General features: G+C 67.4%; 24 protein-coding genes and 1 pseudogene. 10 read left to right on the top strand and 15 right to left on the bottom strand.

The features are described from left to right. Positions 1–489 (bottom strand): annotated as a pseudogene (locus tag EJK15_RS27715) (hypothetical protein); the annotation flags it as partial. Further along, on the bottom strand, positions 476–1015 hold the full coding sequence (locus EJK15_RS27710) for an RNA polymerase sigma factor (protein ID WP_138713398.1): 540 nt from the start codon (positions 1013–1015) through the stop codon (positions 476–478). The gene EJK15_RS27710 and the pseudogene EJK15_RS27715, both read right to left, overlap by 14 nt. A 126-nt stretch (positions 1016–1141) precedes the next feature. Between EJK15_RS27710 and EJK15_RS27705 the strand changes: the two genes are divergently transcribed. After that, entirely contained in the window at positions 1142–1879 is a 738-nt protein-coding gene (locus tag EJK15_RS27705; RefSeq protein ID WP_138713397.1) for a class I SAM-dependent methyltransferase, read from the top strand. A 33-nt stretch (positions 1880–1912) separates the two neighbouring features. Here the strand turns inward: EJK15_RS27705 and EJK15_RS27700 are convergent, their stop codons facing one another. From EJK15_RS27700 to EJK15_RS27680, 5 genes are all read right to left on the bottom strand, one after another. After that, complete coding sequence (locus EJK15_RS27700; protein WP_240777252.1) at positions 1913–2800, bottom strand: carbohydrate ABC transporter permease; 888 nt, start codon at positions 2798–2800, stop codon at positions 1913–1915. Then, complete coding sequence (locus tag EJK15_RS27695) at positions 2800–3684, bottom strand: carbohydrate ABC transporter permease (RefSeq protein ID WP_240777251.1); 885 nt, start codon at positions 3682–3684, stop codon at positions 2800–2802. Before EJK15_RS27695 ends, EJK15_RS27700 begins: the two co-directional genes overlap by 1 nt. A 61-nt stretch (positions 3685–3745) precedes the next feature. Continuing rightward, positions 3746–5005 carry an extracellular solute-binding protein gene (locus tag EJK15_RS27690; protein ID WP_138713396.1) on the bottom strand — a complete coding sequence of 420 codons (1260 nt, stop codon included), beginning with the start codon at positions 5003–5005 and terminating at the stop codon, positions 3746–3748. A 200-nt stretch (positions 5006–5205) separates the two neighbouring features. Next, a complete protein-coding gene (locus EJK15_RS27685; protein ID WP_138713395.1) occupies positions 5206–7077 on the bottom strand; it encodes an acyl-CoA dehydrogenase family protein in 1872 nt (623 codons plus the stop codon). A 66-nt stretch (positions 7078–7143) separates the two neighbouring features. Further along, complete coding sequence (locus EJK15_RS27680; protein ID WP_138713394.1) at positions 7144–8382, bottom strand: APC family permease; 1239 nt, start codon at positions 8380–8382, stop codon at positions 7144–7146. A gap of 81 nt (positions 8383–8463) precedes the next feature. On the opposite strand from EJK15_RS27680, the gene EJK15_RS27675 reads away from it, so the two are divergent. The 3 genes from EJK15_RS27675 (at position 8464) to EJK15_RS70895 (ending at position 10759) form a co-directional block, all read left to right on the top strand. Next, positions 8464–8934, top strand: a complete 471-nt coding sequence (locus EJK15_RS27675) for an Lrp/AsnC family transcriptional regulator (RefSeq protein ID WP_138713393.1) — start codon at positions 8464–8466, stop codon at positions 8932–8934. A 78-nt stretch (positions 8935–9012) separates the two neighbouring features. Next, positions 9013–10446 carry a serine hydrolase domain-containing protein gene (locus EJK15_RS27670; RefSeq protein WP_240777250.1) on the top strand — a complete coding sequence of 478 codons (1434 nt, stop codon included), beginning with the start codon at positions 9013–9015 and terminating at the stop codon, positions 10444–10446. Positions 10447–10621: 175 nt separating this feature from the next. Then, positions 10622–10759, top strand: a complete 138-nt coding sequence (locus tag EJK15_RS70895) for a hypothetical protein (protein ID WP_171074565.1) — start codon at positions 10622–10624, stop codon at positions 10757–10759. Positions 10760–10828: 69 nt separating this feature from the next. Here the strand turns inward: EJK15_RS70895 and EJK15_RS27665 are convergent, their stop codons facing one another. The 6 genes from EJK15_RS27665 to EJK15_RS27640 all read right to left on the bottom strand — a co-directional run bounded on the left by EJK15_RS27665 (position 10829) and on the right by EJK15_RS27640 (position 17111). Continuing rightward, a complete protein-coding gene (locus EJK15_RS27665) occupies positions 10829–11974 on the bottom strand; it encodes an acetyl-CoA C-acetyltransferase (RefSeq protein ID WP_138713392.1) in 1146 nt (381 codons plus the stop codon). Positions 11975–12094: 120 nt separating this feature from the next. After that, the gene (locus tag EJK15_RS27660) at positions 12095–12748 is read right to left on the bottom strand and encodes a hypothetical protein (protein WP_138713391.1); all 654 of its coding nucleotides are present in this window, start codon (positions 12746–12748) and stop codon (positions 12095–12097) included. 23 nt (positions 12749–12771) lie between these two features. After that, entirely contained in the window at positions 12772–13542 is a 771-nt protein-coding gene (locus EJK15_RS27655) for a class F sortase (RefSeq protein WP_138713390.1), read from the bottom strand. Between the two features lie 5 nt (positions 13543–13547). Further along, positions 13548–14792 (bottom strand): hypothetical protein, encoded by a 1245-nt coding sequence (locus tag EJK15_RS27650; protein WP_138713389.1) that lies wholly within the window; start codon positions 14790–14792, stop codon positions 13548–13550. Positions 14793–14982: 190 nt separating this feature from the next. Further along, the gene (locus EJK15_RS27645) at positions 14983–15774 is read right to left on the bottom strand and encodes a class F sortase (protein WP_138713388.1); all 792 of its coding nucleotides are present in this window, start codon (positions 15772–15774) and stop codon (positions 14983–14985) included. Beyond that, positions 15774–17111 carry a hypothetical protein gene (locus tag EJK15_RS27640; protein WP_138713387.1) on the bottom strand — a complete coding sequence of 446 codons (1338 nt, stop codon included), beginning with the start codon at positions 17109–17111 and terminating at the stop codon, positions 15774–15776. The genes EJK15_RS27645 and EJK15_RS27640 overlap by 1 nt, the downstream gene beginning before the upstream one ends. A 197-nt stretch (positions 17112–17308) precedes the next feature. On the opposite strand from EJK15_RS27640, the gene EJK15_RS27635 reads away from it, so the two are divergent. Beyond that, positions 17309–18454, top strand: coding sequence for an acyl-CoA dehydrogenase family protein (locus EJK15_RS27635; RefSeq protein ID WP_138713386.1), 1146 nt, complete (start codon positions 17309–17311; stop codon positions 18452–18454). Between the two features lie 34 nt (positions 18455–18488). On the opposite strand, the gene EJK15_RS27630 is transcribed toward EJK15_RS27635, so the two are convergent. Both EJK15_RS27630 and EJK15_RS27625 read right to left on the bottom strand, forming a co-directional pair. Next, positions 18489–18857: a hypothetical protein gene (locus EJK15_RS27630; protein WP_138713385.1), complete on the bottom strand. Its 369-nt coding sequence runs from the start codon at positions 18855–18857 to the stop codon at positions 18489–18491. Positions 18858–18867: 10 nt separating this feature from the next. Next, complete coding sequence (locus EJK15_RS27625; protein WP_138713384.1) at positions 18868–20178, bottom strand: helix-turn-helix transcriptional regulator; 1311 nt, start codon at positions 20176–20178, stop codon at positions 18868–18870. A gap of 171 nt (positions 20179–20349) precedes the next feature. Between EJK15_RS27625 and folE the strand changes: the two genes are divergently transcribed. From folE to EJK15_RS27600, 5 genes are read left to right on the top strand one after another with little or no spacing between them, the layout of a single operon-like run. Beyond that, positions 20350–20976 carry a GTP cyclohydrolase I gene (gene folE / locus EJK15_RS27620; RefSeq protein WP_338089893.1) on the top strand — a complete coding sequence of 209 codons (627 nt, stop codon included), beginning with the start codon at positions 20350–20352 and terminating at the stop codon, positions 20974–20976. Further along, complete coding sequence (gene queD, locus EJK15_RS27615) at positions 20973–21365, top strand: 6-carboxytetrahydropterin synthase QueD (RefSeq protein WP_138713382.1); 393 nt, start codon at positions 20973–20975, stop codon at positions 21363–21365. The genes folE and queD overlap by 4 nt, the downstream gene beginning before the upstream one ends. A gap of 44 nt (positions 21366–21409) precedes the next feature. After that, positions 21410–22216: a 7-carboxy-7-deazaguanine synthase QueE gene (locus EJK15_RS27610; protein WP_138713381.1), complete on the top strand. Its 807-nt coding sequence runs from the start codon at positions 21410–21412 to the stop codon at positions 22214–22216. Further along, positions 22206–23021, top strand: a complete 816-nt coding sequence (locus tag EJK15_RS27605) for a hypothetical protein (RefSeq protein WP_138713380.1) — start codon at positions 22206–22208, stop codon at positions 23019–23021. The genes EJK15_RS27610 and EJK15_RS27605 overlap by 11 nt, the downstream gene beginning before the upstream one ends. After that, positions 23018–24115 carry a nucleoside phosphorylase-I family protein gene (locus EJK15_RS27600; protein WP_206061135.1) on the top strand — a complete coding sequence of 366 codons (1098 nt, stop codon included), beginning with the start codon at positions 23018–23020 and terminating at the stop codon, positions 24113–24115. Before EJK15_RS27605 ends, EJK15_RS27600 begins: the two co-directional genes overlap by 4 nt.

Here is a 24115-nt window from a genome sequence, read left to right as displayed (position 1 = left end):
TGTCTTCTCAGGCAGAGGGCGGCATACGAGGGGTCTTAGGGTCTCGTGGGCTCGGAGATGTGGATAAGAGACAGGCGTGGTGTCGCCGATCTGGAGCTCGATTCCGGCGAAACGCAGGATCTTCGCCACCGCCGCCCGGCCCTGGGGGGTGGCGGCCGTGATGGCGACGACGACCAGGACGACCGCCGTCACGATCTTCCACCTGGCGCGCCGACCGCGCCGTGCCGGCCGACGCCCGTCACCCCGCCGGCCCGGCGTCCGGGGGTGGGGTCTGACGGGCATGGCGTGAGGACCGTGGGCCGGGTCGGGCCCTTCACCGGTAGTCGGCTCGCCGGTGGCACGCTCGCTGCCGGGGGCCGGGGCGGTGGCTTCGAGGCGGGCGCGGACGGCGGCGGCCATCTCGGCGGGAGGCGGGCTGGGCACGTCGATGAGGTCGCCGAGCGCCAGCAACTCCGCCTCCAGCTCGTCGAAAGGCTCACGCGAACTCATTGCCCACCTCCTCCCTCAGCCGGGCCAGCCCGCGGTGGGTGCTGGACTTGACGGTGCCGACCGGCCAGTCGAGCACTTGTGCCGTCTCCGCTTCCGTCAGTTGTAAGAAGTACCGGCAGACGACGGCCTGGCGTTCCCGCTCGGGCAGCCCGCGTACCGCCTCCAGGAGCCGGGCCCGCCGGTCGGTGGCCACGGCCGCCCCCTCGGGATCGTCGAGCGCCCGTACATCGGCGGTGGCGCCGAGCCGTACCGCCAGCTCGGCGCGCCGCCCCCGCGACCGGGTCAGGTTGTGCGTCTCGTTGGCCACGATGCGCAGCAGCCACGGCCGGAACGGCGACTCCCGGCGGAAGCTCGGCAGATGCCGGAACGCCTTGACGAACGCCTCCTGCACCACGTCCTCGGCTTCGTCCCCGGCGCCCAGCATGGACGCGGTACGGTGAGCGAGCGCGGTGTAGCGGCCGACCAGCACCTCATAGGCCGCGAGATCACCGTCGAGCGAGCGCGCGATCGCCTCATCGTCGTCCATGGCGAATCAGATTCCACCGCATCGGAGGGTGTGCGGGGAAGGGTGTTTCGCGGATCGGATGACTCTCATCGCTGATCTGGGCATTAGACTCGGGCAATCCATGTGCCCCCTAGAAGGAACGGGATTATGTCTTCTGGGTATGACCGTGTAGTACAACCGGCGGCCGGTGACGAGGCCCTGGAGAACCACCTAGGTGGGGACGAGGCCAAGAACTATCGGCAGTACGAGTTCGACATGGTCGCCCCGCATGTCGGCCGTTCGATGCTGGAGATCGGCTCGGGGCTCGGTCACTTCGCCGAGCAGTTCCTGCCCCGGCTGGACAGGCTCGTCGTGAGCGACTTCGACCCCTACTGCGTGGAGCAGCTGGCCAAGCGCTTCGAGGGCCGCGACGACATCAACGTCCTGCAGTTCGGGCTGCCGACCGACATCCCGCTGGAGGACAAGGTCGACACCGTCGTCATGATGAACGTCCTGGAGCACATCGAGGACGACGCCGAGGCGCTGCGCTCGCTGGCCCGGGTCACGCAGCCCGGCGGCCGGATCATCATCTGGGTGCCCGGCTACATGCAGCTCTACGGCGACTTCGACCGCAAGGTGGGCCACGTCCAGCGCTACACGCCCAAGACGCTGGCCGCGACGGTCGCCAAGGCCGGGCTCGACGTCGACGTGCTCAAGCCGATCAACTTCCTGGGCGGCATCGCCTGGTGGGCGGCGGTGCGCCGGGGCGGCGTCGGCTATCCGGACCCGCGGCTGGTCAAGATCTACGACCGGACTGTGGTCCCGCTGACCCGCCTGATCGAGCGGTTCGTCCGGCCGCCCTTCGGCCAGACGGTGTTCTGCGTGGCCCGCGTACCGCAGAAGTAGGTAGGGGGAGGCCGATCGGCCTCCCCCAGCCCTTCACTTGATCGAGCCGGCGGTCAGACCGCCGACCACCTTCCGCTCGATCAGAGCGAACAGGATGATCACTGGGATGGTGGCGATCACCGACCCGGCGAACAGGTTCTGCCAGTCCACCTGGTACTGCCCGATGAACGAGTTCAGCGCCACCGTGAGCGGCTGATTCGCCGGGGTCGTGGTCAGGGTCAGGGCGACCACGAACTCGTTCCACGCCGCGATGAACGTGAAGATCAGCGCGGTGATGACGCCCGGCATGGCCAGCGGCAGCGTGATCCGGAACAGCGCGCCGAAGCGCCCGTTGCCATCGATGAACGCCGCCTCCTCCAGCTCGCGCGGGATCGAGGCGAAGTACGCGTTCAGGATCCACACCGCGAACGCCAGGTTGAACCCGCCGTTGACGAGGATCAGCGACCAGATCGAGTCCACCAGCCCGAACTGGTAGAACTCGCGGTAGATGCCGACCAGCATGGCCGTGGGCTGGAACATCTGGGTGATCAGCACCAGGATCAGGAACGCGGTGCGCCCCCTGAAGCGGTGCCTGGCCGAGTAGTACGCCGCCGGCAGCGCCACCAGCAGCACGAGGATCGTCGAGCCGCCGGCCACCTTCATCGTGACCCAGAGGTTCCCGGCCAGCCCGCTGGTCCAGAAGTTGGTGAGGTTGGACCACACCCACTCCTCGGGCCAGAACGTGACGTCGCGCAGCGAGTCCTGGGCGCGCAGCGAGGTGAGCAGCATCACCACGTACGGGAACAGGAAGACGAACGCGATGACGTACGCGCTGGCCGCGACGATCACCGTCTTGAGACCGGGCATGCGGCGCGGCGCGGCGCCACGCGGGCGCACGTGGGTGTGTGGCCTGGCCTTGGGCGGCATCGTGTTGACGGCCATCACGCCACCTCCTTGTTCCACCGCGACACCCGCAGGAAGATCACGGTCAGCACGATCACCATGCCGAAGTTGACGACGGACATGGCGGCCGACTCACCGATGTCGGAGCCCTTGAGGATGAACATGAGAATCGTCGACGTGGCCGTCGAATAGCCGGGCTGCCCGTGCGTCATCGCCCAGATGATCGGGAAGCTGTTGAAGACGTTCATCACGTTGATCAGGGCCGCCACGGTGAGTGCGGGACGCAGCAGCGGCAGCGTGATCGACCAGTACGTCCTGAACCGTCCTGCCCCGTCCATCGTGGCCGCCTCGTAGACGTCGGCGGGGATCGTCGCCAGCCCGGCCAGCAGCGCGTACGTGGTGAACGGCACCGACACGAAGACGGCCACGAACACCAGCCACGGCATCGCGCTTGCGCCGTCGCCGAGCTGGTCGGCGGCCGCTCCGCCCATGGCGTCGATCAGGCCGAGCTTCAGCCGGATCTGGTTGATCACGCCGACCTCGGGGTCGAGCATCCACTTGAAGATGATCGCCGTCATCAGCACCGAGGCCGCCCATGGCGCGATCAGCGCCCAGCGGGCGATCTTGCGGCCGGGGAAGCGCTGGTTGAACAGCTGGGCGAGGGCCAGCGAGATCAGCACGGTGAACGCGACGACCGCGACCACCCAGATCACGCTGCGGACCATGATGTCGGCGAAGTCCTTCTCACCGAACAGCTTCTCGTAGTTCGCCATCCCGTTGCCGCCCTGGACCACGCCGAACCGGCTGATCTTGAGGAACGACGATCTGATCATCTCGATCACGGGCCAGAGCACGACCACTGCGATCAGTACCACGGCGGGCCCGACCCAGGCGAGGGGCTCTAGGGCGCGCAACCTTTTCATCCGAAGCCTTCCATGAGGGGACGGCTCAGCGCCCCGGTCAAGGAGCGCCGAGCCGACACGATCAGCCAGCCGCTTCGGCGGTCTTCTGCAGCTCGCCGAGGACCTTGGCCGGGTCCTCCTTGACCGCTCCGCCGATGGTCTGCTTGATCGCCGGGTTCACCTCGGCCCACTTGGGGTCCTGGAACGGGTAGAAACTGGCGTTGGGCAGCGCATCCAGGAACGGCTTGAGCTTCTCGTCGCTGGACAGCTTCTGGATGCCGCCGTTGGTGACGGGCAGCAGCTTGTAGGTGTCGGAGATCTTCTCCGCGGCGCTGCCGGTGTAGAAGAAGTCCATGAACTTCTTGATCTCGGCGGCGTGGCCGTTCTTGTTGAACGCCATGATCCAGTCCATGACGCCGAGCGTGGTGTCGAGCGGGCCGGCCTTGCCGGGGATGGGCGCGACGCCGTAGTTCTTCAGCCCGGCCGCGTCGAAGATCGGGATCGACATCGGGCCGCCGTTGACCATGCCGACCTTGCCGGCGCCGAAGTCCTCCCAGACCGTCTTGCGGTCCTTGGTGCCCGGGTTCGGGGTGGTCAGGCCGCCCTCCACCAGGCCCTTCATGTACGTGAACGTCTCGACGTTCTGCGGCGAGTTGATCGCCCACTTGCCAGAGGCGTCCTTGTAGCCGCCGCCGTTGCCGAGCATCCACAGGAACGACTCGGCCTGGGCCTCCTCCTGGCCGAGCGGCAGGCCGAACGGCTGCGTCACGCCGACCTTCTTCAGCTTCTCGGCCGCGGCCTTGAGCTCGTCCCACGTCTTCGGCGGTTCGGTGATGCCGGCCTTGGTGAACAGGTCCTTGTTGTAGAACAGGGCGCGGGCGGAGGAGACGAACGGGATGCCGTACGCGGTCCCGTCGACCTTGCCGAATTCGGCGAACTTCTGCAGCATGTCGCCGGAGACGTTCGGGGACAGGACCTCGTCCACCTTGTAGAGCAACTGGTCCTTGACGAAGCCGGAGTAGTCGCCGGTCTGCAGGATGTCGGGCACCTGGCCGTTCTGGACCATGGTGGCGACCTGCTTGTCGATGTCGTTCCAGTTGATGACCTGGACCTCGACCTTGATCTTCGGGTTGGCGGCCTGGAACTCGTCCACGACGCCCTTCCAGAACGTCTCGCCCGAGTTCGGCTTGCCGGGTCCGTCGCCGTAGTCCGCGGCGACCATCTTGAGCGTGACCGTGCCGTCGCCCGAGGCCTGGGTGGTGCCGCCGGAGTCGCCGGAGCCGCAGCTGGACAGGACCAGCACCGTGGCAAGGCCGAGAGCCGCGCCGCCCACAAGCTTCATGTTCACTGGATATACCGCCTTCTCGTCGGGCGGGTGACGCTGGTCCGTACCAGCTAGCGGACCCCGCCCTGGGGGATGGGCAACGCGCGAGGCGCGTTTGCGCCAGAGTAAGCCTGCGTTAAGGAAGCGGTCTATACCGGCTTGTCTCGATTTGGAAACAAACCTACAAGAAAGGCCTCACAACCGGTCTAGACCGGGCGTCAGAGAATCTTTCGCCGGACGTTCTCCCCGCCCTCGGGCGCGCCGATCCACGGTCCCTCGATGGACGGGTCGAGGATGCCCTCCTCGACGAAGCCGTAGCGGCCTTCGAGCACGTAGCCGGCCAGCCGCGCGTCGTGGGCGTCGCTGTTGTCCCAGAGGCGGTCGAACAGGGCGTCCACGCGGCGTCGTGCCTGCTGGCAGAACGTGTCGGCCAGCTCGTACGGCCGCCGCCCCAGGTCCTTGGCGTCCTCTTCGGCCTTGACGCAGACGGCGGTCATGGCGAACAGCTCGGCTCCGATGTCCACGATCCTGCCCAGGAAGGACTGCTTGTGCTCCAGCCTGCCCTGCCAGCGGGACATGCCGTAGAAGGTGGACCGGGCCAGTTTCCTGCTGATCCGCTCCACGAAGCGCAGGTGCGCGGAGAGCGGGCCGAAGTCGGCGTACGCGGTGGGCAGGTTGCCGGTGCCGGCCACCAGCGTGGGCAGCCACTTGGCGTAGAAGCGGCTGGCCCGCTTGAGCGCCTGGGTGCGCTCCTGGCGGGACGCCTCAGGGTTGACCAGCTCTCCGGCGGCCGACAAGTGCGCGTCCACCGCCTCCCTGGTGATCATCAGGCGCATGATCTCGGAGGAGCCCTCGAAGATGCGGTTGATCCGGGAGTCGCGCAGCATCTGCTCGGCGGGCACGCCGCGCTCGCCGCGGGCGGCCAGCGACTCGGCGGTCTCGTAGCCGCGTCCGCCCCTGATCTGGACCAGCTCGTCGAGCGCCTGGTACGACAGCTCCGTGGCGTACAGCTTGGCCAGCGCCGCCTCGATCCTGATGTCGTTGCGCTTGTCGTCGGCCAGGCGGCTGGTGAGCTCCATGACGGCCTCGAGCGCGTACGCGGTGGCCGCGATGAAGGCGATCTTCGTGGCCACGGCCTCGTGCTGCCCGACCTTGCGCCCCCACTGCACCCGGGCGTTGCCCCACTCGCGGGCGATCTTGAGTGCCCACTTGGCGTTGCCGGCGCACGTGGCCGGGAGCGACAGGCGGCCGGTGTTCAGCGTGGTGAGCGCGATCCGCAGCCCTTCCCCCTCGCGCCCGATCAGGTTCTTCGCCGGCACCCTGACCTGGGAGAACTCGGTCACGCCGTTCTCGATCCCGCGCAGCCCCATGAAGCCGTTGCGCCGCTTGACCGTGATGCCCGGCGAATCCGCCTCGACCACGAACGCGCTGATCTTCTTGCCGGTCCTCGCCATGACCACGAGCAGGTCGGCGACGACGCCGTTCGTCGTCCACAGCTTGACGCCGTCGATCACGTAGTCGTCGCCGTCGCGGACGGCGGTCGTGGCCAGCCGCGCCGGGTCCGAGCCCACGTCCGGCTCGGTCAGCAGGAACGCCGAGATCTCGCCCGCCGCGCACCGCGGCAGGAACTCCCGCTTCTGCTCCTCGGAGCCGAACAGCTTCAGCGGCTGCGGCACCCCGATCGACTGGTGCGCCGACAGCAGCGTCGCCAGCGCCGGGCAGTACGAGCCGACGAGCATCAGCGCGCGGCAGTAGTACAGGTACGGCAGGCCGAGCCCGCCGTACTCCTCGCCGATCGTGATCCCGAACGCGCCGAGCCCGGCCAGCCCCTTGACCACCTCGTCCGGTATCTGCCCGGTCCGCTCGATGAGCGCCGGGTCGACGTGCGTGTCGAGGTAGCGCCGCACCGCGCGGACGAACTCCTCCCCGCGCTTGGTCGCCTCATCGGGCAGCGCAGGCGCCGGATGCACCAGATCCAGCCGGAAGTCGCCCAGGAACAGCTGCTTGCCGAAGCTCGGCCGGGTCCACTCCTTCTCCCGTGCCTGCTCGCCGACTTCCCTGGACTCCGCGTACTTGGCGTGCTCGGTCATGGCATCTCCCGACGTTGCGCCGTCCCGTGCTACGAGTAGTGCCCGCCCGACGGCGCCCTTCGCCGTTTATATGCCCTTTTTATACGGACGGCGAGAGCCGGCCGAAAGCGCGGCCACCGCCACCAAAGCCAGCAAGGCCGGAACCACGAGGTAGACGCCGCAGAAGGCGAGCGCCGCGAACGACAGCCCGGCACCCACCAACGCCACATTCCGGTGCCGGCCCGCGGGCAGCATCCGCACCGCCGCCGCCACGCCCGCCGCCGTGACGGTGGCCAGGCACGCGGAGGTCGCCCGCATGAGCAGGTCCAGATCCACCGCCCACACCAGCACGGGCACGCACAGCACGGCCAGCAGCCCCAGGCTCCGGTACGGCGTCCGTCCGGGCTCCCCGCCCGCGGCGAACCAGCCGGGCAGAGCCCCATCCCTGGCCAGGGCCGCCCCGAGCCGCGCGGCCCCGGCGATGTAGGTGTTGACCGCCCCGAACGTCAGCAGCACGGCCACCACCCCGGTCACGGGCCGGGCGGCGCCGCCGAGGCCGATCTCCAGCATCGCGGTCAGCGGCACGCCGGTCATGTCCGCGCCGAGCACGCCGACGGAGGTGACGGACACTCCGACGTACAGGACAGAGATCACCACGAGGGTCACGATCGTGGACCTGAGCAGGCCGTTCGTCCTGTCGGCGAACTCGGCCGACAGGTGGCTGGCCGCCTCCCAGCCGACGAAGGCGAACATGAGCACGCCGGCCGCGCTCGCCACGCCCGCCAGGCCGTACGGTGCGAAGGGGGTGAAGTTGGCCGGGTCGGTGTGCGGGGCGGCGGTGACCACGGCGGCGGCCAGCAGCGCGACCAGCAGGACGACGAAGCCGATTTGCAGCCGCCCCGACGTGCGCAGGCCCGCGGCGTTGGCCGCGAAGGCGGCGATCATGATGAGCCAGGCGGCGAGGGTGCCGTCCACGCCGAGGCACGCTTCGACGTACTGGCCGCCCACGAGGGCACCGGCGACGGTGCCGATGGGGACGGCGCCGTAGAACCACCAGCCGGCCACGGCGGAGGCGTGCCGGCCGAACGCGAGCCCGACGAAGCCCGCCACTCCCCCGCCGCCCGGATAGCGGGCGCCGAGCGCGGCGAAGGTCAGCGCGACGGGGACGCTCAGCGCCAGCAGCCCCGCCCAGGCCAGTACGGAGGCGGGCCCGGCGGCGGAGGCGGCCAGGTGCGGCAGCACCAGCATCCCCGGCCCCAGCACCGCTCCGACGAGCAGCGCCGTGCCCTGTCCTGCGGTCATGCGGGCATACGTCTGTTGCGTCATGAGAGCGAAATTTACCCATATGAACGAAATTATCGATTCTCATCCGAACGTCTGGCTGGACGCATATGGAAATATCCGTACATGGATGAACTTGATTCGGCGATCGTGCGGTTGCTCCAAACGGATGCTCGGCAGTCCAACCGCGAGCTCGCACGACAGCTCGGCATCGCGCCCTCGACGTGCCTGGAGCGGGTCAGGGCGCTCACTCGCCGCGGCGTCATCCGCGGCTACCACGCCGACATCGACCCGGCCGCCCTCAACCGCACCGTCCAGGCCATGATCGCGGTCCAGGTACGGCCGCTCAGCCGGGCGGTGATCAACGCGTTCAAGTCGTCGGCCGCCGAGATGCCCGAGGTGCTCAGCGTGTTCGTGCTCGCGGGCGGGGACGACTTCCTGCTGCAGGTGGCCGTCCAGGACCTGGACCACCTGCACTCGTTCCTGCTGGACAAGCTGAGCAAGCGCAAGGAGATCGTCGGCTTCCGCACGTCGGTCGTCTACCAGCAGGTCCAGAAGGCCGTGCCGACGCGGCTGCCGGCCCCCGGCGAGACCTGACTTTCGTCAGGGGTCGTTCTGGACGGACGGCCGATCCGCGAGGGGGCCGGTTGTCTCTAGGTTTCTCGCGTGAAGCCAGTGAAGATCCTTCTGATCGGCCTTTTCGCCGCCATGACCCTCGCCGTGCCCGCCGGGGCGACGGCTCCGGCGATGACCCCCGCCGCCATCGACACCTACCTGCGCGACGCGCTGGAGTCCACCGGGTTGCCCGGCATGTCCGTGGTCGTGACGCACGGCGGCGAGGTCGTGCACGCCGCCGGGTACGGCCACGACTCCCAGGGCCGCGCGGTCACCGAGAACACGCCGATGCGGGTCGCCTCGGTCAGCAAGTCGTTCACCGCTATGGCGGTGATGACGCTCGTCGAGCGGGGCGAGATCAGGCTGGACGAGCCGGTGGCCGTCCAGCTTCCGGGCTTCAAGATGGACGACCCGCGCGCGGCCCGGATCACCGTGCGGCACCTGCTGAACCAGACCTCCGGCCTGTCGGACACCACGGTCGACGTCAGCGAGTTGGAGGGCGCCACGTCGCTCGCCGACTACACCGCCCGCCTGGCCGACGACGGCCTGCGTGCCGATCCTGGCACCCGCTGGGAGTACTGCAACGTCAACTACGACCTGGCCGCCCGGCTGGTCGAGGTGGCCGGCGGCCAGAACTTCGGCGACTACCTGCGCGACCGGGTGTTCGGGCCGCTCGGCATGAAGTCTAGCGCCGTCAGCGAAGAGGTCGTCAAACCGGCCGACGGCTACAACTCGGTCTTCGGCGCCTGGCTCGCGCGTCCCGAGTTGCCCGCCTTCCTCGACGGGAGCGGCTCGGGAGGGGTCATCACCACCGCCGCCGACATGGGCGAATGGCTGAACGCCCAGACGGGCGACGGCAGCCCGCTGATCAAGCGGCAGAGCCTGGAGACCATGCACGCGCCCACCGCGATCCGCGACTACGGCATGGGCTGGGGCGTGGACGGCGACACCGGACTGCTCACGCATTCGGGGAACCTGTTCACGTACAACGCCGTCGAGGCCATCTCCCCCAAGACCGGATACGGCTTCGCCGTCATGACCAACAGCGCGGCGCTGCAGGACGACACGTACGTCATCATGCTCGGGCTGGCGGCGATGAGCGAGGGCCGCACGCCCGAGCAGCCCGGCGGCGACCGGCAGCTGTTCGAGCTGGTGCTGGCCGTCATCGCGGTGGTCGCGGCCGTTCTGGGAGCCGTGGGCGTGCTGCGCGCCCGCCGCTGGGCCGCCAAGCGGGCGGGCAAGCCCCGGTGGCGGATCGGGCTGCGGCTGGTGCCCGTTCTCGCGCCTGCGGCGGTGCTGGCGGCGTACCCGGATCTGATCTCGTTCCTGATGAACGGGCGGACGGTCACGTGGGCGCAGCTCACCTACTTCGCCGCGCCGATGTCGATCACGCTGCTCGTGGCGGCGCTCGCGGGCGTGCTCGTGGCGGCGGTCCGGATCCTCCGGCTGTCCGGCGGACGAGTGCGAGAGCAACCGGAATCGCCACGTAGCTGATGATCGCGGCGGCCCGGATTAATTCGGTTGCGCGGGGTTTCGGGCCCCCCGTACTGTCATGGACATGCGCCTTTACCTGTAATTCACAGCCTCGGTCCGTCCATACAGACGCGGCAGCTGAGCATGTCGACCGGCCTTCGTGAGCCGCGTCGTGAGTTACGTAAAGGAGCCTCTTATGCGAGTTCGCGCAGCCAAGAAGGGCAAGAAGAACCCGGCACTCCCCGGGCGGGAGATGCCCGCGCCCAGGCAGCTGCCCAAGATGCCGCAGCGTCCGATCGCGCCGCCCAGGCGCATCCCGCCCAAGGGCCGCTGAGACAACTACCAGGATGGGTAGTTCGGAGCGCCGCCTCCCCTATTACGCCAGGAGGCGGCGCTCCACCTCTTACAGCCTCTCGATGATCGTGACGTTGGCCTGGCCGCCGCCCTCGCACATCGTCTGCAGCCCGTAGCGGCCGCCCGTGCGCTCCAGCTCGTGCAGGAGCTTGGTCATCAGGATCGCTCCCGTGCCGCCGAGCGGGTGACCGAGGGCGATGGCGCCGCCGTTGGGGTTGACCTTGGCGGGGTCGGCGCCGAGCTCCTGCATCCAGGCCAGCGGCACCGGCGCGAACGCCTCGTTGATCTCCACGACGTCGATGTCGTCCATCGACATGCCGGCCTTCTTGAGCGCCCGCTGCGTGGCGGGGATCGGCGCGGTCAGCATGTAGACGGGGTCGTCGCCCATGAGCGCGAGCTGGTGCACGCGGGCGCGCGGAGTCAGCCCGTGATCCCTGACGGCCTGCTCGGAGGCGATCAGCACCGCGCCGGAGCCGTCGGAGATCTGCGAGGACGTGGCGGCGGTGATCTGGCCGCCCTCCTTCAGGGTCTTCAGCCCGGCCATCTTCTCCAGCGTCGTGTCCGCGCGCGGCCCCTCGTCGTCCGTGACGCCGTTGATGGGCTCGATCTGGTCCTTGAAGTGGCCGTTCGCGATCGCCTTGGCGGCCCGCTGGTGGGACTCGAACGCGTACTGCTCCAGGACCTCGCGGGTGTAGCCCCACTTCTCGCACATCAGCTCCGCGCCGCGGAACTGCGAGATCTCCTGCTTGCCGTACCGCTCGACCCACTTGTCGCCGAACGGGAACGGCATGCCCTTCTCCAGGGCGGCCGTGATCGAGGAGCCCATGGGAACGACGCTCATCGACTCGACGCCGGCGGCCACGACCAGGTCCTGGGTGCCGGACAGGACGCCCTGGGCGGCGAAGTGGATGGACTGCTGGGAGGAGCCGCACTGCCGGTCGATCGTGACGCCGGCGGTGGTCTCCGGCAGTCCCGCCGACAGCCAGGCGTTGCGTGCGATGTCCATGCTCTGGGGGCCGAACTGCATGACGCACCCCATGATGACGTCCTCGACCGCCGCGGGGTCGACGCCGGTGCGGTCGATCAGCGCCTTCAGCGTGTGAGCGGCCAGGTCAGTGGGGTGGACGGTGGAAAGGCCGCCCTTCTTCTTGCCGACCGGGGACCGGACGGCCCCGACGATGTACGCCTCTGCCACAGTGCCTCCTGGAAACCGAGCATTATTCGGTTACTAGGGGCAGACTACAACAGAACGAGGTTCTGTGGCTGCTCACGGCAGGGCGTGTTCACCGGTCCACCGCAGGTAGCGGTCTGTGCACTACGCCGGGGGCAGCAGGTCCTCCGCCGCGTCCACCCTGAACCGCCATCGGTCCACGACCAGCCCGTTCAGCGCATCGGACAGCTCAAGAGCGAGCGTCCCCAGCTTGACCTGCTCGTCGCCGCGCAGCTCGATCGCGGTCAGCTCGGTGACGAAGGGCAGCAGCTCCTGTACGGCCGGGGGCTGGCCCTTCTCGGGGACCAGCGCGGCCCGGATGTCGCCGGCGGTGAAGGTGAACTCGTCGTCTTCCTGCGGCTGCAGCAGCGGCGCCAGCTCCTCGGAGGCCGGGCGTACCGGGAGGATGACCGCCGGGCCGCTGCCCTCCTCGTCGGCCGGATCGCTCACCTCGCCCCGGCAGACCGCGAGCCCCTTGAGCCGGAAGGCGATGCCCTCGGCGAGGTAGCGGTCGAAGAAGTCCAGCGGCAGCGGCCCTTCGGCGGTCACCCGGACCGCCCACACCTTCTCCAGCTCACCGCCCGTCAGCTCGGCGTCCGCCTCCACGGGCGCGCAGATCCTGACGTCGGTGGCCACGATGTCGTCGCCGTCCTGCCTGGCGCCGGGATCCGCGAGCCGGACGATGCGCAGCAGCTCGGCCGGATCAGGTTTGGCCGGCAGTGCCGCCGTCGGGCCGGTACGCAGTCTCCGCTTGGCCATCCAGCCCATGCCCGCCTCCGCGCTCAGCTTCGATAAGAGCTCGTCATCGTCGCGTAGACGATGATGTTGTCGGTGTAGTGCCCGGTACGCCGATCATAGGTCCCGCCACAGGTGATCAGGTGGAGCTGGGCGTTCTGCTGCGCACCGTACACGCGCTGCGTCGGGAACGTCTTCTTGCTCGCCTGCTCCACGCCGCCGACGGTGAAGACCGCCGTGGTGCCGTCCTGGCGCTTGACCTCGATCGTGTCGCCGTTCTTGATCTTGAACAACGGGTTGAACACGGCAGGGCGCGTCCTGGTGTCCTTGTGCCCCAGCAGCACGGCGGGACCGGCCTCGCCCGGGGTGGACATGTTCCGGTACCAGCCGACCAGGTTGGGGTCGTCCGCCGGGGGCACCTGGATGGTGCCGTCCTTGGCCAGCCCGACGGACTTGATCGGCGCGTTGATCCCCAACCGCTTGACCACGATCCGGACGGGGGTGGCCGGCAGCATCGGCGGGGCCGGGTTGATCTGCGGCAGTGGTGGCGGCACGTCGGGGGCGGCCTGGAACAGCGCCTGCTCCGGCCGGCCGGAGGCCTTGCCGTCCGGCTGCGCCTCCAGGGACAGGGCGTCCCTGTTCGACGCGAGGCCGTACTCGTCGGGGGATCTGAGCACGATCAGCAGCCCGGCCACCACCGTCACGACGCCGGCGATGGCGGCCACGATCAGCACGGTCCTGAGCGCCGTGCTCCCCTTGTCCTCGGGCGGCGGCGGTGCAGGCGGCGGGCCGCCGCCGTAGGGGTAGTACCCGGACATGGCGGTCAGCCCCGGGCGGCGTTACGTCGACGCATGACGAGCCCGCCCACGACGGCTGCGGCGATCAGCGCGCCGCCGGTGAGGATGAACATCCGCCCGTCGGGCCCCATCGTGCCGCCCGCACCCGTGTCGGCCCCGGCCTTGGGGGTCTTGGACTTCTTGGTGCTCTCGGGCGGGGTGACGGTGACCGTCGCGGTGCTGGTCGTGGTGGGCTTGGGGGTGCTCGATGTGTTGCTCGAACTGGGAGTAGGGCTAGAGCTAGGGCTGGTGCTGGCGTTGCCCACCGTGAAGGTGTACCCCTTGAGCCCGGTCGTCGGCGCCGTGCACTTGATCGCGGGCGAGGTCGAGGAGGTGCCGAAAGCGAGGTCGCCGGCGGTCAGGGTCACGGTGCCGGTGGTGGTGGGCTTGACCTTGATGGTCACGCTGGTAGGCAGCGTGATGTCCTGGCCGATCGTGACGCTGGTGAGAGCCGCTTCCCCGGTGGCGGTCGCCGGTGATCCGGCGCCGCTGGCCTTGATAGTGGCGAAGAGCTTACCGCCCGTGGTGGGGAAGCCTGTTGGAGCCTTCAGCGTGTCGCCGGTGGTCTGGATCGTGCCCGCCCACGTGATCGAGGCGTCCGCGTTGGCCGCGGCGCTGGTCGGCGGCGTCAGGACCACCTTGATGTCGACGTCCGCCGGATAGTTGGTGTCGGTGCTTGTGCTGGGCAGTGTGCAGTCGTACGCGACGATGTCGGTCCCGTCGCCGCCACCACCGGTCCCGATCGGGACGTCCAGGGCTTCGGTGGACGTTGTCGTGCAAGTCGACGTCGTGCCGCCCGCAGGCGCGGTGAGGCCCAGCTTCAGTTCGCCGGGCTTCACACTGACCTTGGTCGTCGTGCCGGCGGCAACCGCGATCTTGTATGTCACACTGCCGGCCGGCACAGCGGTCTGACCAGCTGTTACCGCCGCCCCCGCCTTCGCACCGGCATCGGAGACCGTGCCACCCGTCGGCGTCAGCGCCATGGTGGCCTGCACGGTGGTGGCCGACGTCGCAGCGGTTCCGAGCGTCAGCGCCGGGATGTTCACCGTCAAGTCGAAGCTCTGGCCCGCCGCCACGGTGTCAGGAGCGCTGAGACCGACAGTGATCGAGGTGTTGGTGAACGGTCCGCCAGTAGCACACGCGTAGGTGAACTGCTTCGTCACTGCGGCCGACGCCGCCGTCGGGGTCGAGACGATGAAGATCGAGCCAACGAAGAGGGCGAGCGTACCCACCAAACCCAAGGTGGATGTCTTATGGGCGAAGCGACGCCACGCCTGAGACATAAGCACGAGTCCATCTCCGTTTCAAAGCAGTGCCAACAGTCGTGCCAGAATTCCAGCCGTTGGTCACGGTTAGGTTGAGATCCTACGAACTGTCCCTGTCAACTTCCCGTAAACCGCCAAATCGGCCACAGCTTCCTCCTCAGCTCTTCTTCTTGGACAGCGTCGCGTACACGACGATGTTGTCCGTGTAGCTGTGCGCCGTCTTGTTGAAGACTCCACCACACGTGACGAGCCTCAACTGAGAGCTTTCCGTGTTCCCGTAGACCCGAGATGTCGGAAAGGAGGACTTGCTCACCTGCTCGATGCCACTCACCGTGAACCGGGTGACCTTGCCATCCGACCGGTACACGTAGATGTGGTCGCCCTTGGCCAGCTCTCGGAGCCGATCGAAAACGGCGGGTCCCTTGCGGGTGCTCACATGGCCGTTGATGATCGCGGGTCCGACCTCGCCCGGCAAAGGCGAGAAGCGGTACCAGCCTGTCTGGTTCGGCTTGCTCAGCGGCGGGGTGCCCAGCTTGCCCTTGATGTCGACGGTGACCGCTCCGATCGGGGAGTTGACCCTGATCTTGGGAATCTTGATCCGGATCGGCTTGGCCTTGGTCTTGGCAGCCTTGGTCTTGGTGGGCGGAATCGGCGCCACGACGGGCAGGGCTGGAAGCGGCGGCGGTGCATCCAGCCGGGCAGGCGTCAACGGCGCGTTCTTGCCGCCGGGACCGACCGTGGGAGGAAGGACAAACGCGCCCGCGTTCTCGATTTGGACCGTGGTCGGCTGATCCTGGGCCGCGGCGAGGGAGCCCGAGCCGTCGTCCACCGAGGGCGCCAGCGACAGCAGGCCCACCATGATCGCGCCGATGCTGCCCAGCGACCCGGCGATCAGCAGCCCGGGCATCGCCTTTTGCATTGGGGTCCTCTGCGTCGGGGTCTCGGCCATCACTTCACTCCTCCCGCGTGCGCGGCCCTGCGCCTACGCAGCAGCAGTCCGCTGCCGACGCTTCCCACCGTCAGTGCCATCCCGCTGGCCATGAGCCCGTACGGCTGGTCGCCGCCATCTGGCGCTTCACCACTGTCCACGCCGCCCTTGGGCGTCTTAGCCACCTGCGGCTTGTAGTACTTCGTCGCGGTCGGACCGGTGGTCTTGGGTGTGGCCGAGCTCGAATTGGACGCCTGAGGGACAACGATCACGTGGCCCTGGCCAATGGTGGTGGTATTGCCGTTCGGGGCCGTGGTGGTGGCGGTGGACGTCGAGGTCGGGTCCTCTGTCGGGTCGTCCGTCGGTGGGTCGTCCGTCGGGTCGTCCGTCGGTGTCGTGGTCGGGCCGGGAACAGTGATGTCGATGGCGCCAGGGTCGCCCTGGAGCGTGCAGACCGCCTGGTCGTGGGCCGGCGGCTCGGGCACGTCGCTAACAGTCACTCTGAACGCGTCAACGTAGGCATCTTTGGCCTCGACGCTGATGATCTCGACGGTGTGCGGTTCGTAGTCCAGTTGCGGCGACTCCCAAAGGACTTCCTGGCTCTGGGTGCCCGTCATGGCGTTACCGCTGCGGTCCTTGCTCGGCTCGATCAGACCTTCGGTGACGGTCTGCCCGTCGAGGATCACCCGGATCGGTCCGAGGTCCGGCGCGCGCCTGGCGATGTAGGCGACCTTCGTACCCTTGAATGCCAGCTTGGCGCGGGCGTCCAGCGCGCTGGACTTGTGCACGTCGTTGAGATGGTCGGCGTACTCTTCCTCGGTGTGCAGCCGGTCCCAGAGACCTGAGTAAGTGATGCTCGGCTTGTGGTTGTTGACCAACACCTCGCCTTCGGCGGGCGTGAATCTAACCGTCAACGCACTGGGCTTGAAGCGGATGGTTCCCGACCGCGTGAGAGATGCGCTGTCCGACAGTCCCTCGGGAAGCTCCAAGTAACTCCCCGGGAGCAGCTCACCCTGCTCCTCGCCGCCCCTAGGCCGGAGCTGGCCGATCCAGGCGCCGCTGATGTCCACGACGCCCTCCAGATTCAGCAAGGATCCCTCGGGGAAGAAGCCCGGCGAGCCGAACTTCTGCAAGCTCTCGTACGACATGTCCCAGCGAACGTTCATGGTGCCCGACTCGATCTGAGGGGTCATCCTCGCCTCGAGGTCCACGCCCGCGCCCGCGATGCCACCGATACACCGATAGTTGGCTACCAGCGAGGCCGCAGCCTGACCCGGGATTGAGGACGTCACGACGAACGCCGCAGACGCGGCCACGCCCACCGATGCGGCGATCAACGCCTTGCGCCACCGATTCACGGGAACTCCGATCAACACAAATAGACCGAGGGTAGATCCTAGGGTCGAAAACACCCGCAACATATGCCGAATGACGCATCTTCCGTCACTTGTGATGAAGCCGTGTCCCCAGCCGCCCGTCGCGCCAGAAAAGCGGGTATACCTGCAGGTAACAGAATCGTATTCTGTCGTGCACGACACCTGCTTGGAGGCGACCGATGGAGCGAGACCTCTTCGACGAAGAGCACCTTCTCTTCAGGGACACCGTGCGCGAGTTCATGGCACGCGAGGTCGTGCCGCACCACGCGCAGTGGGAGAAGGACGGCATCGTCCCGCGCGAGGTCTGGAAGAAGGCCGGAGAGCTGGGCATGTTCGGGTTCTCGGTCCCCGAGGAGTACGGCGGCGCGGGTGTCACGGACTTCAGGTACAACACGGTGATCGTCGAGGAGATCATCAGGCACGGCGCGTCCGGGCTCGGCTTCTCGCTGCACAACGACGTCATGGCGCCGTACATCGTGGATCTGACCAACGACGAGCAGAAGCAGCGGTGGCTGCCCGGCTTCGTCAGCGGCGAGTTGATCACCGCGATCGCGATGAGCGAGCCGGGCGCCGGGAGCGACCTGCAGGGGATCAGGACCACGGCCGTCCGCGAGGGCGACCACTACGTGGTCAACGGGCAGAAGACGTTCATCACCAACGGTATCAACGCCGACCTGGTGGTCGTGGTGGCCAAGACGGACCCGGAGGCGGGTGCCAGGGGTACGACGCTGATCGTCGTTGAGCGGGGCATGGAGGGGTTCGGCCGCGGGCGCAACCTCGAGAAGATCGGCATGAAGGCACAGGACACCGCCGAGCTGTTCTTCGAGAACGTACGCGTGCCCGTCGCCAACCGCCTCGGCCCGAACGACGGCGAGGGCTTCATCCAGCTCATGAACAACCTGCCGCAGGAACGCCTGTCGATCGCGGTGGGGGCGGTGGCCGCGGCGGAGACCGTGCTGGAGCAGACCGTCGAGTACTGCAAGACGCGCCAGGCGTTCGGGCGCAGCATCGGGTCGTTCCAGAACACCCGGTTCGTGCTGGCCGAGCTGGCCACCGAGACCGAGATCGCCCGCCACTACGTCGACAAGTGCATCCTGGCGCTCAACGCCGAGCAACTCACCGCGGTTGACGCGGCCAAGGCCAAGTGGTGGACGACCGAGCTGCAGACCAAGGTCATCGACCGCTGCCTCCAGCTCCACGGCGGGTACGGCTACATGATGGAGTACCCGGTCGCCAAGGCGTGGCTGGACAGCCGGGTCCAGACGATCTACGGCGGCACCACCGAGATCATGAAGGAGATCATCGGCCGGTCATTCGGGTTCTAACAGTACAGAGCTTGAAGGGCTGGCAATCAACCCGCTACGCATCGGTTTCGATGCGTTCGAAGATGTCGGCGTCGGTCTCTCGCTGCCATTGGGGGAGGTCGTCAAAGTCAGCTACGTACGACGGCTTGGGGTTGTCGATGTGCTTGTGGATTTGAGCGATCCAGCACAGGGCGACGAAGCGACCTTTTTGGTTGCGGGTCAGCTTGGCGGTGTTGCCTGCGCTGATCTCAACGAAGGCGCGTACCTGACTGTAGACGGCGGCAGCGGCCTGGCGTTCCCAGTCGGGGGTCTCCTCCCACGGCGTGACGTAGGACGGCTTCGGGTCGCCCGGATAGTGCTTGGTCACCCCGGCGATCCAGGCTTCACGGAAAGTACGGCCGTGCTCGTCCGTCGCAGTCTGCATCGTGGTCCTCTCAGTGTTGGGCGGTGGTCGACAGGTGGGCGATGCGGTCGTTCAACTGGACCACCCGATCGTCCGCCAGGAGGGGTTGGAGCTGCTTTTGGATGCCGTGGAGCTTCCGGCCGACGTAGCCGGCGGATTGAGTTTGCTCGGCCAGGTCCATGGCGTCGCCCGCGTAGTGCAGGAACTGGTCCACGTCGCGGCGTTGGATACCGAGGGCGGCCAGATCGGTGAGGAGGCTGCCGCGTCGCCGGAGCGAAGTGGCCTGAGTGAGTGCCGCGTTGAGTGATGCCTCGGCCAGGTCGGTCTGGCCGAGGGTGAGGTAGCAGGTGCCGCGTTCCTCAGCCAAGCGGGAGCCGTCGAAGCGAAGCCAACCTCCGGGGCTGACGGGGGCGGCGAGGTCGAGGACTTTGTCGGCGGTGTCGAGGGCTCGTTCGCATGCCTTCCTATCGCCTTCACGGGCGTGTGCCTCGGCCTGTACGGCGGCAACCCAGCACCGAGTCGAGAGCTGGCTGTCGCCCTGTGTGGCGATTCGGGCGGCCGCGGATAGGACCGAGGTGGCCTCGGGATATTCATGGTCGTACATGTTGACGAATGCCTGGCGGGTGAGGGCGCAGGCCCACCGGTCGTGGCAGCGAGCTTCGCGGCCGGCGTTCGCCGCCATGGTGTAGCAGTAGGTGGCGTCGGTGTAGCGGTCGCTGTCGAAGCAGATTTCTCCAGCGAGTTGGAAGAGATCACAGGCCAGAACGCAGAGCTGATGGCGCGCTCGTGCTGACCGGGCCTGGCCCATCTGCTTGACCAGGAGCCTGAGCTGGTCGTGGACCAGCGGGTAGACGAGGCGCTTCGACTTGGACAAGGCGAAGACCTGCCAGAGATGGCCGCTGAGCAACGCGTGCTGTTCGATGTCGTCGGCCTCGTCGAACTGGCCGGCCCAATCCTGGATCTGGGCGGAGGCCGGCTGGGGAAGCACCATGAGCGTGCCCGCGATGCTCATCAAGCGGAGGAGTTCACGACGGTACATGTCGTCTATTTCACCCGTTGGCGCGGGTTCAGGCACGATCCGGCCAGTGACGACCGGTGGCGAGGGAGAGGCGAGAGAAGTCGCGTCGGATTCGTGGCGAATGGTCAGCAGATCATCCAGTTCGTCTGCGGTGACCTGGAGCAGTTGGCAGAGCTTGGGCCGGATGTACAGGCAGGGCTCGGTCTCCCCTCGCTCCCACCGTCCTGCCGTGGTTCGGTCGATGCCGAGCTGATCAGCGAGGAACTCCTGGCTGTATCCAAGCGCCTTTCTCCGCTCGGCAAGGTGCTTCCGCTTGCCCGCCAAGGTGCACCTCCGCCCGCAGGGTTCGTCCAAGGGAAGCGTACGGGACGTGCCCGCTCAGCGGCTGTGATGCCGCAAAGGTGCCTCATAGATGCGTCGCTGACGCCGTGGCCTGGTCTTTCGCCGCGCGGTTGGCTTGGGGCGCTTGCTCGGACTTCGATCGAAGGAGATCAGGTGCTCATCGCACACGCCGAAAGTAACCGCCTGTCCCCGGACCTGTTCCCGGGATCACCGGGCATCGATTTCGAAGCGGCCGTACGAGCCGCCACCGCCCTCCTCACGGCCATCGGCGTGTCCGATGACAGCGAGGCCGCCGTGCGGACCCCGGCCCGGATGGTGGCGGGTCTGGCGGAATTGCTCAGCTGTCCGGCATGGGAGTTCACCACCTTCCCCAACCGGGAAGGGCAGCACGATCTGGTGCTGGCCCGCGATGTGCCGTTCACCTCGCTGTGTGCACACCATCTGCTTCCGTTCTCCGGGGTCGCTCACGTGGGGGTGCTTCCTGGACAGCGGATCGCCGGTCTGTCGAAGCTGGCGCGGACCGTGGAGGCGTTCGCGTCGCGGCTGCAGGTTCAAGAGGAGCTCGGGCAGCAGATCGCGAGTTTCCTGGAGGACCGACTGGAATGCCGTGGAGTCGGCGTCGTCCTGGCGGCCGAGCACCTGTGCATGACACGACGTGGCGTACGCGCACAGGGCGCCGACACGGTCACGATCGCATGCCGGGGCGAACTCCGGGATGATCCCGTCGTCCGCGCCGAGTTCCTACAGCTCGCCGCAGCTCAGGTGCGGAGAGGCGCATGAGTTTCAGGATCGGTAAGCGGTTCACCTTCGAAGCCGCTCACCAGTTGAGCGGTTTGCCCGAGGGGCACAAGTGCGGCCGTCTGCATGGCCACTCCTATGCCGTCGAGGTGGTGCTGAGCGCGACCGAGCTGTCCGAGCCCGGCTTCGTCGCCGACTTCGCCGACCTCGATCCGGTCAAGCGACATCTAGCCGAGCGCTACGACCACCAGGTGCTCAACGCAACCATCGACGTCGAGCCGACCAGCGAGAACATCGCTCGAGTCCTGTTCAAGTGGTGTGCCGAGAACGTCCCGTTGCCCGCCACCGCAGCCATCGAGGCGGTCCGGGTGAGTGAAACCCCTGCCACCTGGGCCGAATATGTCCCCGGCCCTGATTCTGCAAGGACCTGACTCAGACGCGTGATCCGTACCCCATCTTCCTGAGAGGACCTTCTATGTCCGCCAACCTGATGCTGCCGATCGCCGGCCCGACCGGACAGCGGCACGTCCCGATCGCCGAGTTGTTCTACTCCTTCCAGGGCGAGGGCGCGAATCTCGGCCGCCGTGCTCTCTTCGTACGATTCCAGGGCTGCAATCTGACCTGCGGCTACACCCAGGCGCCGACCATGGGCAACAGCTCGGCGCAGGGCCAGATGCTGTGCGACACGGAGTACACCTGGAACAGCGCCAAGTACGACCTCACCAAGGACGTACGGCATCTGACGCCGCAAGAAATCTGGGAAGAACTCATCAAACTCGACCCCACCATGGCCACCCCGTCCATCGCCCCGGTCGACCTGATCGTCGTCACCGGCGGGGAACCGTTCCTGCATAAGGACGCCGTACTCCATCTCGCCCACCAAGCCGCGCTGACCGGCCGGCGCATGGAGATTGAGACGAACGCCACCATCAAGCCGGGTCCGGAGTTGGCCTCCGCGGGCGTGGCCTTCAACGCCGGCCTAAAACTCGCCAGCTCAGCGGTGCCGCGAAAAAAGCGCATCAAACCAGAGGCCATCATGGAGATCGAGGCAAGCGGCCGGGCCAGGTGGAAGTTCGTCGTCTGCATTCCCGAAGACCTGATGGAGATCGCTCAACTTCAGGCAGAGTTCAGGCTCGCTGAGATCTGGCTGAGCCCAGAGGGCACCACCCCCACGCGCGTCCTGAACCAGATGCGCATGGCCGCGGCCCCCGCCCTTGAACACGGCTGGAACCTGACCACCCGTGAGCATGTTCTGATCTGGGGCGGCCAGCGTGCCAAATAGCATCAACGTCTCGGTCATCGCACCCGCCGCCCACCTGCGGGATTTCGCAGCCCAGATGCCTGCCACGGTCCACCATGTGGCGGCCCAGCGAGTCCTTCTCGATCCGGCCTACAAGGAGTTCTTCCTCGAAGAGGCAAGGCTGGGCGCCACGATCATCGTCGACAACGGCGTCTTCGACCTTGGCCGATCGCTCAGCCCCTGCGAACTCGTACGTGCCGCCCGGGCGGTGAACGCCGAAGAAATCATCCTTCCCGACGTCATCCATGACGCTCGCGCCACCATGCGCGCCAGCGACATCGCGGCCGCGCAGATCCTCGACATGAGCGACGAGTGCCGACTGTGCGCGGTCGTACATGCCGCCAACGATGAGGACTGGCGCCGCTGCTATGACCACTTCGCCACCTGCGACTACGTCGGCGCGATCGCGTTTCCAGCCTCCCGCGGCAAAGAGCCGAGCAAGGAGTTGTCGAAGAATCGCGTGGTCGCGACCGACTACCTCGAAGACCGCGGGTTGATCGATCCCGATCGGATCTATCGGCTCCTGGGCCTCGGCCGAATCGGCCATCTGGAGCTCTTCGATCAGCGCCAGCACGAGTGGATCAGCTCGGTCGACACCGCCGCACCGGTTCTCCTCGGTGCCATGGGCGTTCGGATACTGCCCGACGGGCCCTACGAGAAGATCCCGACCCCGCGTGTCGAGACATTGGAGCGAATCGAGCCGGAGCGGTTCTCGCTGATCAGGGACAACATCAGAGCCGTCCGGTACGCGGCCGACTGCCCCATCGAAATCCGGGTGCCGGTATGACGAGCACCCCGGTCACCGACAACGCGTTCGCGACGGAGTTGGGCCTGTTCGGGGCGTCCCCCATCGACCCCTACCGGCACACCATGAGCGTTTCGAGCCTGTTCCGCTACCTGAAGATCAAAGTTCATCACCTGATCCAGGACTACGACTGGGCACGCATCCGGGTCGTCGCCGACTACGACCGCTGCTGCGTGATCTCGGCCTATGAGAAGAACGACAAGCTGTTCAACTGGCAGCGCCCCACCGCAGAGATCCAGGGCAAGGATCTGGTCATCAAGTGCTTCCCCGGCGTGGACTACGTCCACCACTACGCGCTCATCATCGCGACGTACCTGAACATGGTCGGACGCTACCGCGGCCAGGTCGACTATGAGCTCCCCTCCGAACAGGCGTGTCAGGCGGCCGTCGATCGGCTGGACATCGACCCATCCACAGACGATCTCATTGTCCTCGGCTGGGGCCTCGGGCAGTTCACCAAGGGCATGACCTGGGCCCACGGCCCTGGCTACGCATGGCAGCGCGCCGAAGTGGAGGGACGGCGCGTGCTCTACCTGGGCTATCTGCACAGCATCTGGGGCGATGTCGCCGACCGGGTCGTGGCTCGTCTGGCCTTGCTGGGGGCGCGCCGGGTCGTCTACGTGGGCAAGGTCGGATCTCTCGACCCGCACATCGCCCCGAACACCTGCCTGGCCACCGGCAACAGCAGCGTCCTGTCCGACGGGCGGGTGACCTGGCCGGACTTCTTCGGCGACCTCGCCGCCGGTCAGCCGGACATTCGCTCCGGCATCCACGTGACATCGCCATCGATCCTGTTCGAAGACAGGAACTGGCTGGCCCGTCAGCGCGGAAACCGATTCGTCGACCCCGAGATCGGTCACATGGGACGCGCCGCCGACGCGGCCGGCATCGAGTTCGGGTTCCTCCACGTCATCTCCAACAACCTGGCCCGGCCCTATGCGGCCGACTTGTCCAACGAACGGCTCGAAACGGTTGTCGAACGGCGTGCTCAGCTACTCGACCGCATCCACGAAATCATCCGGCTCCGGTTGCGGAGCATCCCGAAGACGCAGACCAGCGGAGGAACGAACGCGTGA

It is taken from the genome of Nonomuraea basaltis (assembly GCF_005893125.1).
GTDB lineage: Bacteria > Actinomycetota > Actinomycetes > Streptosporangiales > Streptosporangiaceae > Nonomuraea > Nonomuraea basaltis.
Note: the sequence above shows the minus strand (reverse complement) of the source record. Positions and strands in the feature narration are given on the sequence as shown.

Excerpts from the sequence above, each read along its gene's own strand:
- EJK15_RS27710 (WP_138713398.1), bottom strand. The coding sequence starts at position 1,015 with ATGGACGACGATGAGGCGATCGCGCGCTCGCTCGACGGTGATCTCGCG.
- EJK15_RS27705 (WP_138713397.1), top strand. The coding sequence starts at position 1,142 with ATGTCTTCTGGGTATGACCGTGTAGTACAACCGGCGGCCGGTGACGAG.
- EJK15_RS27700 (WP_240777252.1), bottom strand. The coding sequence starts at position 2,800 with ATGGCCGTCAACACGATGCCGCCCAAGGCCAGGCCACACACCCACGTG.
- EJK15_RS27695 (WP_240777251.1), bottom strand. The coding sequence starts at position 3,684 with ATGAAAAGGTTGCGCGCCCTAGAGCCCCTCGCCTGGGTCGGGCCCGCC.
- EJK15_RS27690 (WP_138713396.1), bottom strand. The coding sequence starts at position 5,005 with ATGAAGCTTGTGGGCGGCGCGGCTCTCGGCCTTGCCACGGTGCTGGTC.
- EJK15_RS27685 (WP_138713395.1), bottom strand. The coding sequence starts at position 7,077 with ATGACCGAGCACGCCAAGTACGCGGAGTCCAGGGAAGTCGGCGAGCAG.
- EJK15_RS27680 (WP_138713394.1), bottom strand. The coding sequence starts at position 8,382 with ATGACGCAACAGACGTATGCCCGCATGACCGCAGGACAGGGCACGGCG.
- EJK15_RS27675 (WP_138713393.1), top strand. The coding sequence starts at position 8,464 with ATGGATGAACTTGATTCGGCGATCGTGCGGTTGCTCCAAACGGATGCT.
- EJK15_RS70895 (WP_171074565.1), top strand. The coding sequence starts at position 10,622 with ATGCGAGTTCGCGCAGCCAAGAAGGGCAAGAAGAACCCGGCACTCCCC.
- EJK15_RS27660 (WP_138713391.1), bottom strand. The coding sequence starts at position 12,748 with ATGGCCAAGCGGAGACTGCGTACCGGCCCGACGGCGGCACTGCCGGCC.
- EJK15_RS27655 (WP_138713390.1), bottom strand. The coding sequence starts at position 13,542 with ATGTCCGGGTACTACCCCTACGGCGGCGGCCCGCCGCCTGCACCGCCG.
- EJK15_RS27645 (WP_138713388.1), bottom strand. The coding sequence starts at position 15,774 with ATGGCCGAGACCCCGACGCAGAGGACCCCAATGCAAAAGGCGATGCCC.
- EJK15_RS27635 (WP_138713386.1), top strand. The coding sequence starts at position 17,309 with ATGGAGCGAGACCTCTTCGACGAAGAGCACCTTCTCTTCAGGGACACC.
- EJK15_RS27630 (WP_138713385.1), bottom strand. The coding sequence starts at position 18,857 with ATGCAGACTGCGACGGACGAGCACGGCCGTACTTTCCGTGAAGCCTGG.
- queD (WP_138713382.1), top strand. The coding sequence starts at position 20,973 with ATGAGTTTCAGGATCGGTAAGCGGTTCACCTTCGAAGCCGCTCACCAG.
- EJK15_RS27610 (WP_138713381.1), top strand. The coding sequence starts at position 21,410 with ATGTCCGCCAACCTGATGCTGCCGATCGCCGGCCCGACCGGACAGCGG.
- EJK15_RS27600 (WP_206061135.1), top strand. The coding sequence starts at position 23,018 with ATGACGAGCACCCCGGTCACCGACAACGCGTTCGCGACGGAGTTGGGC.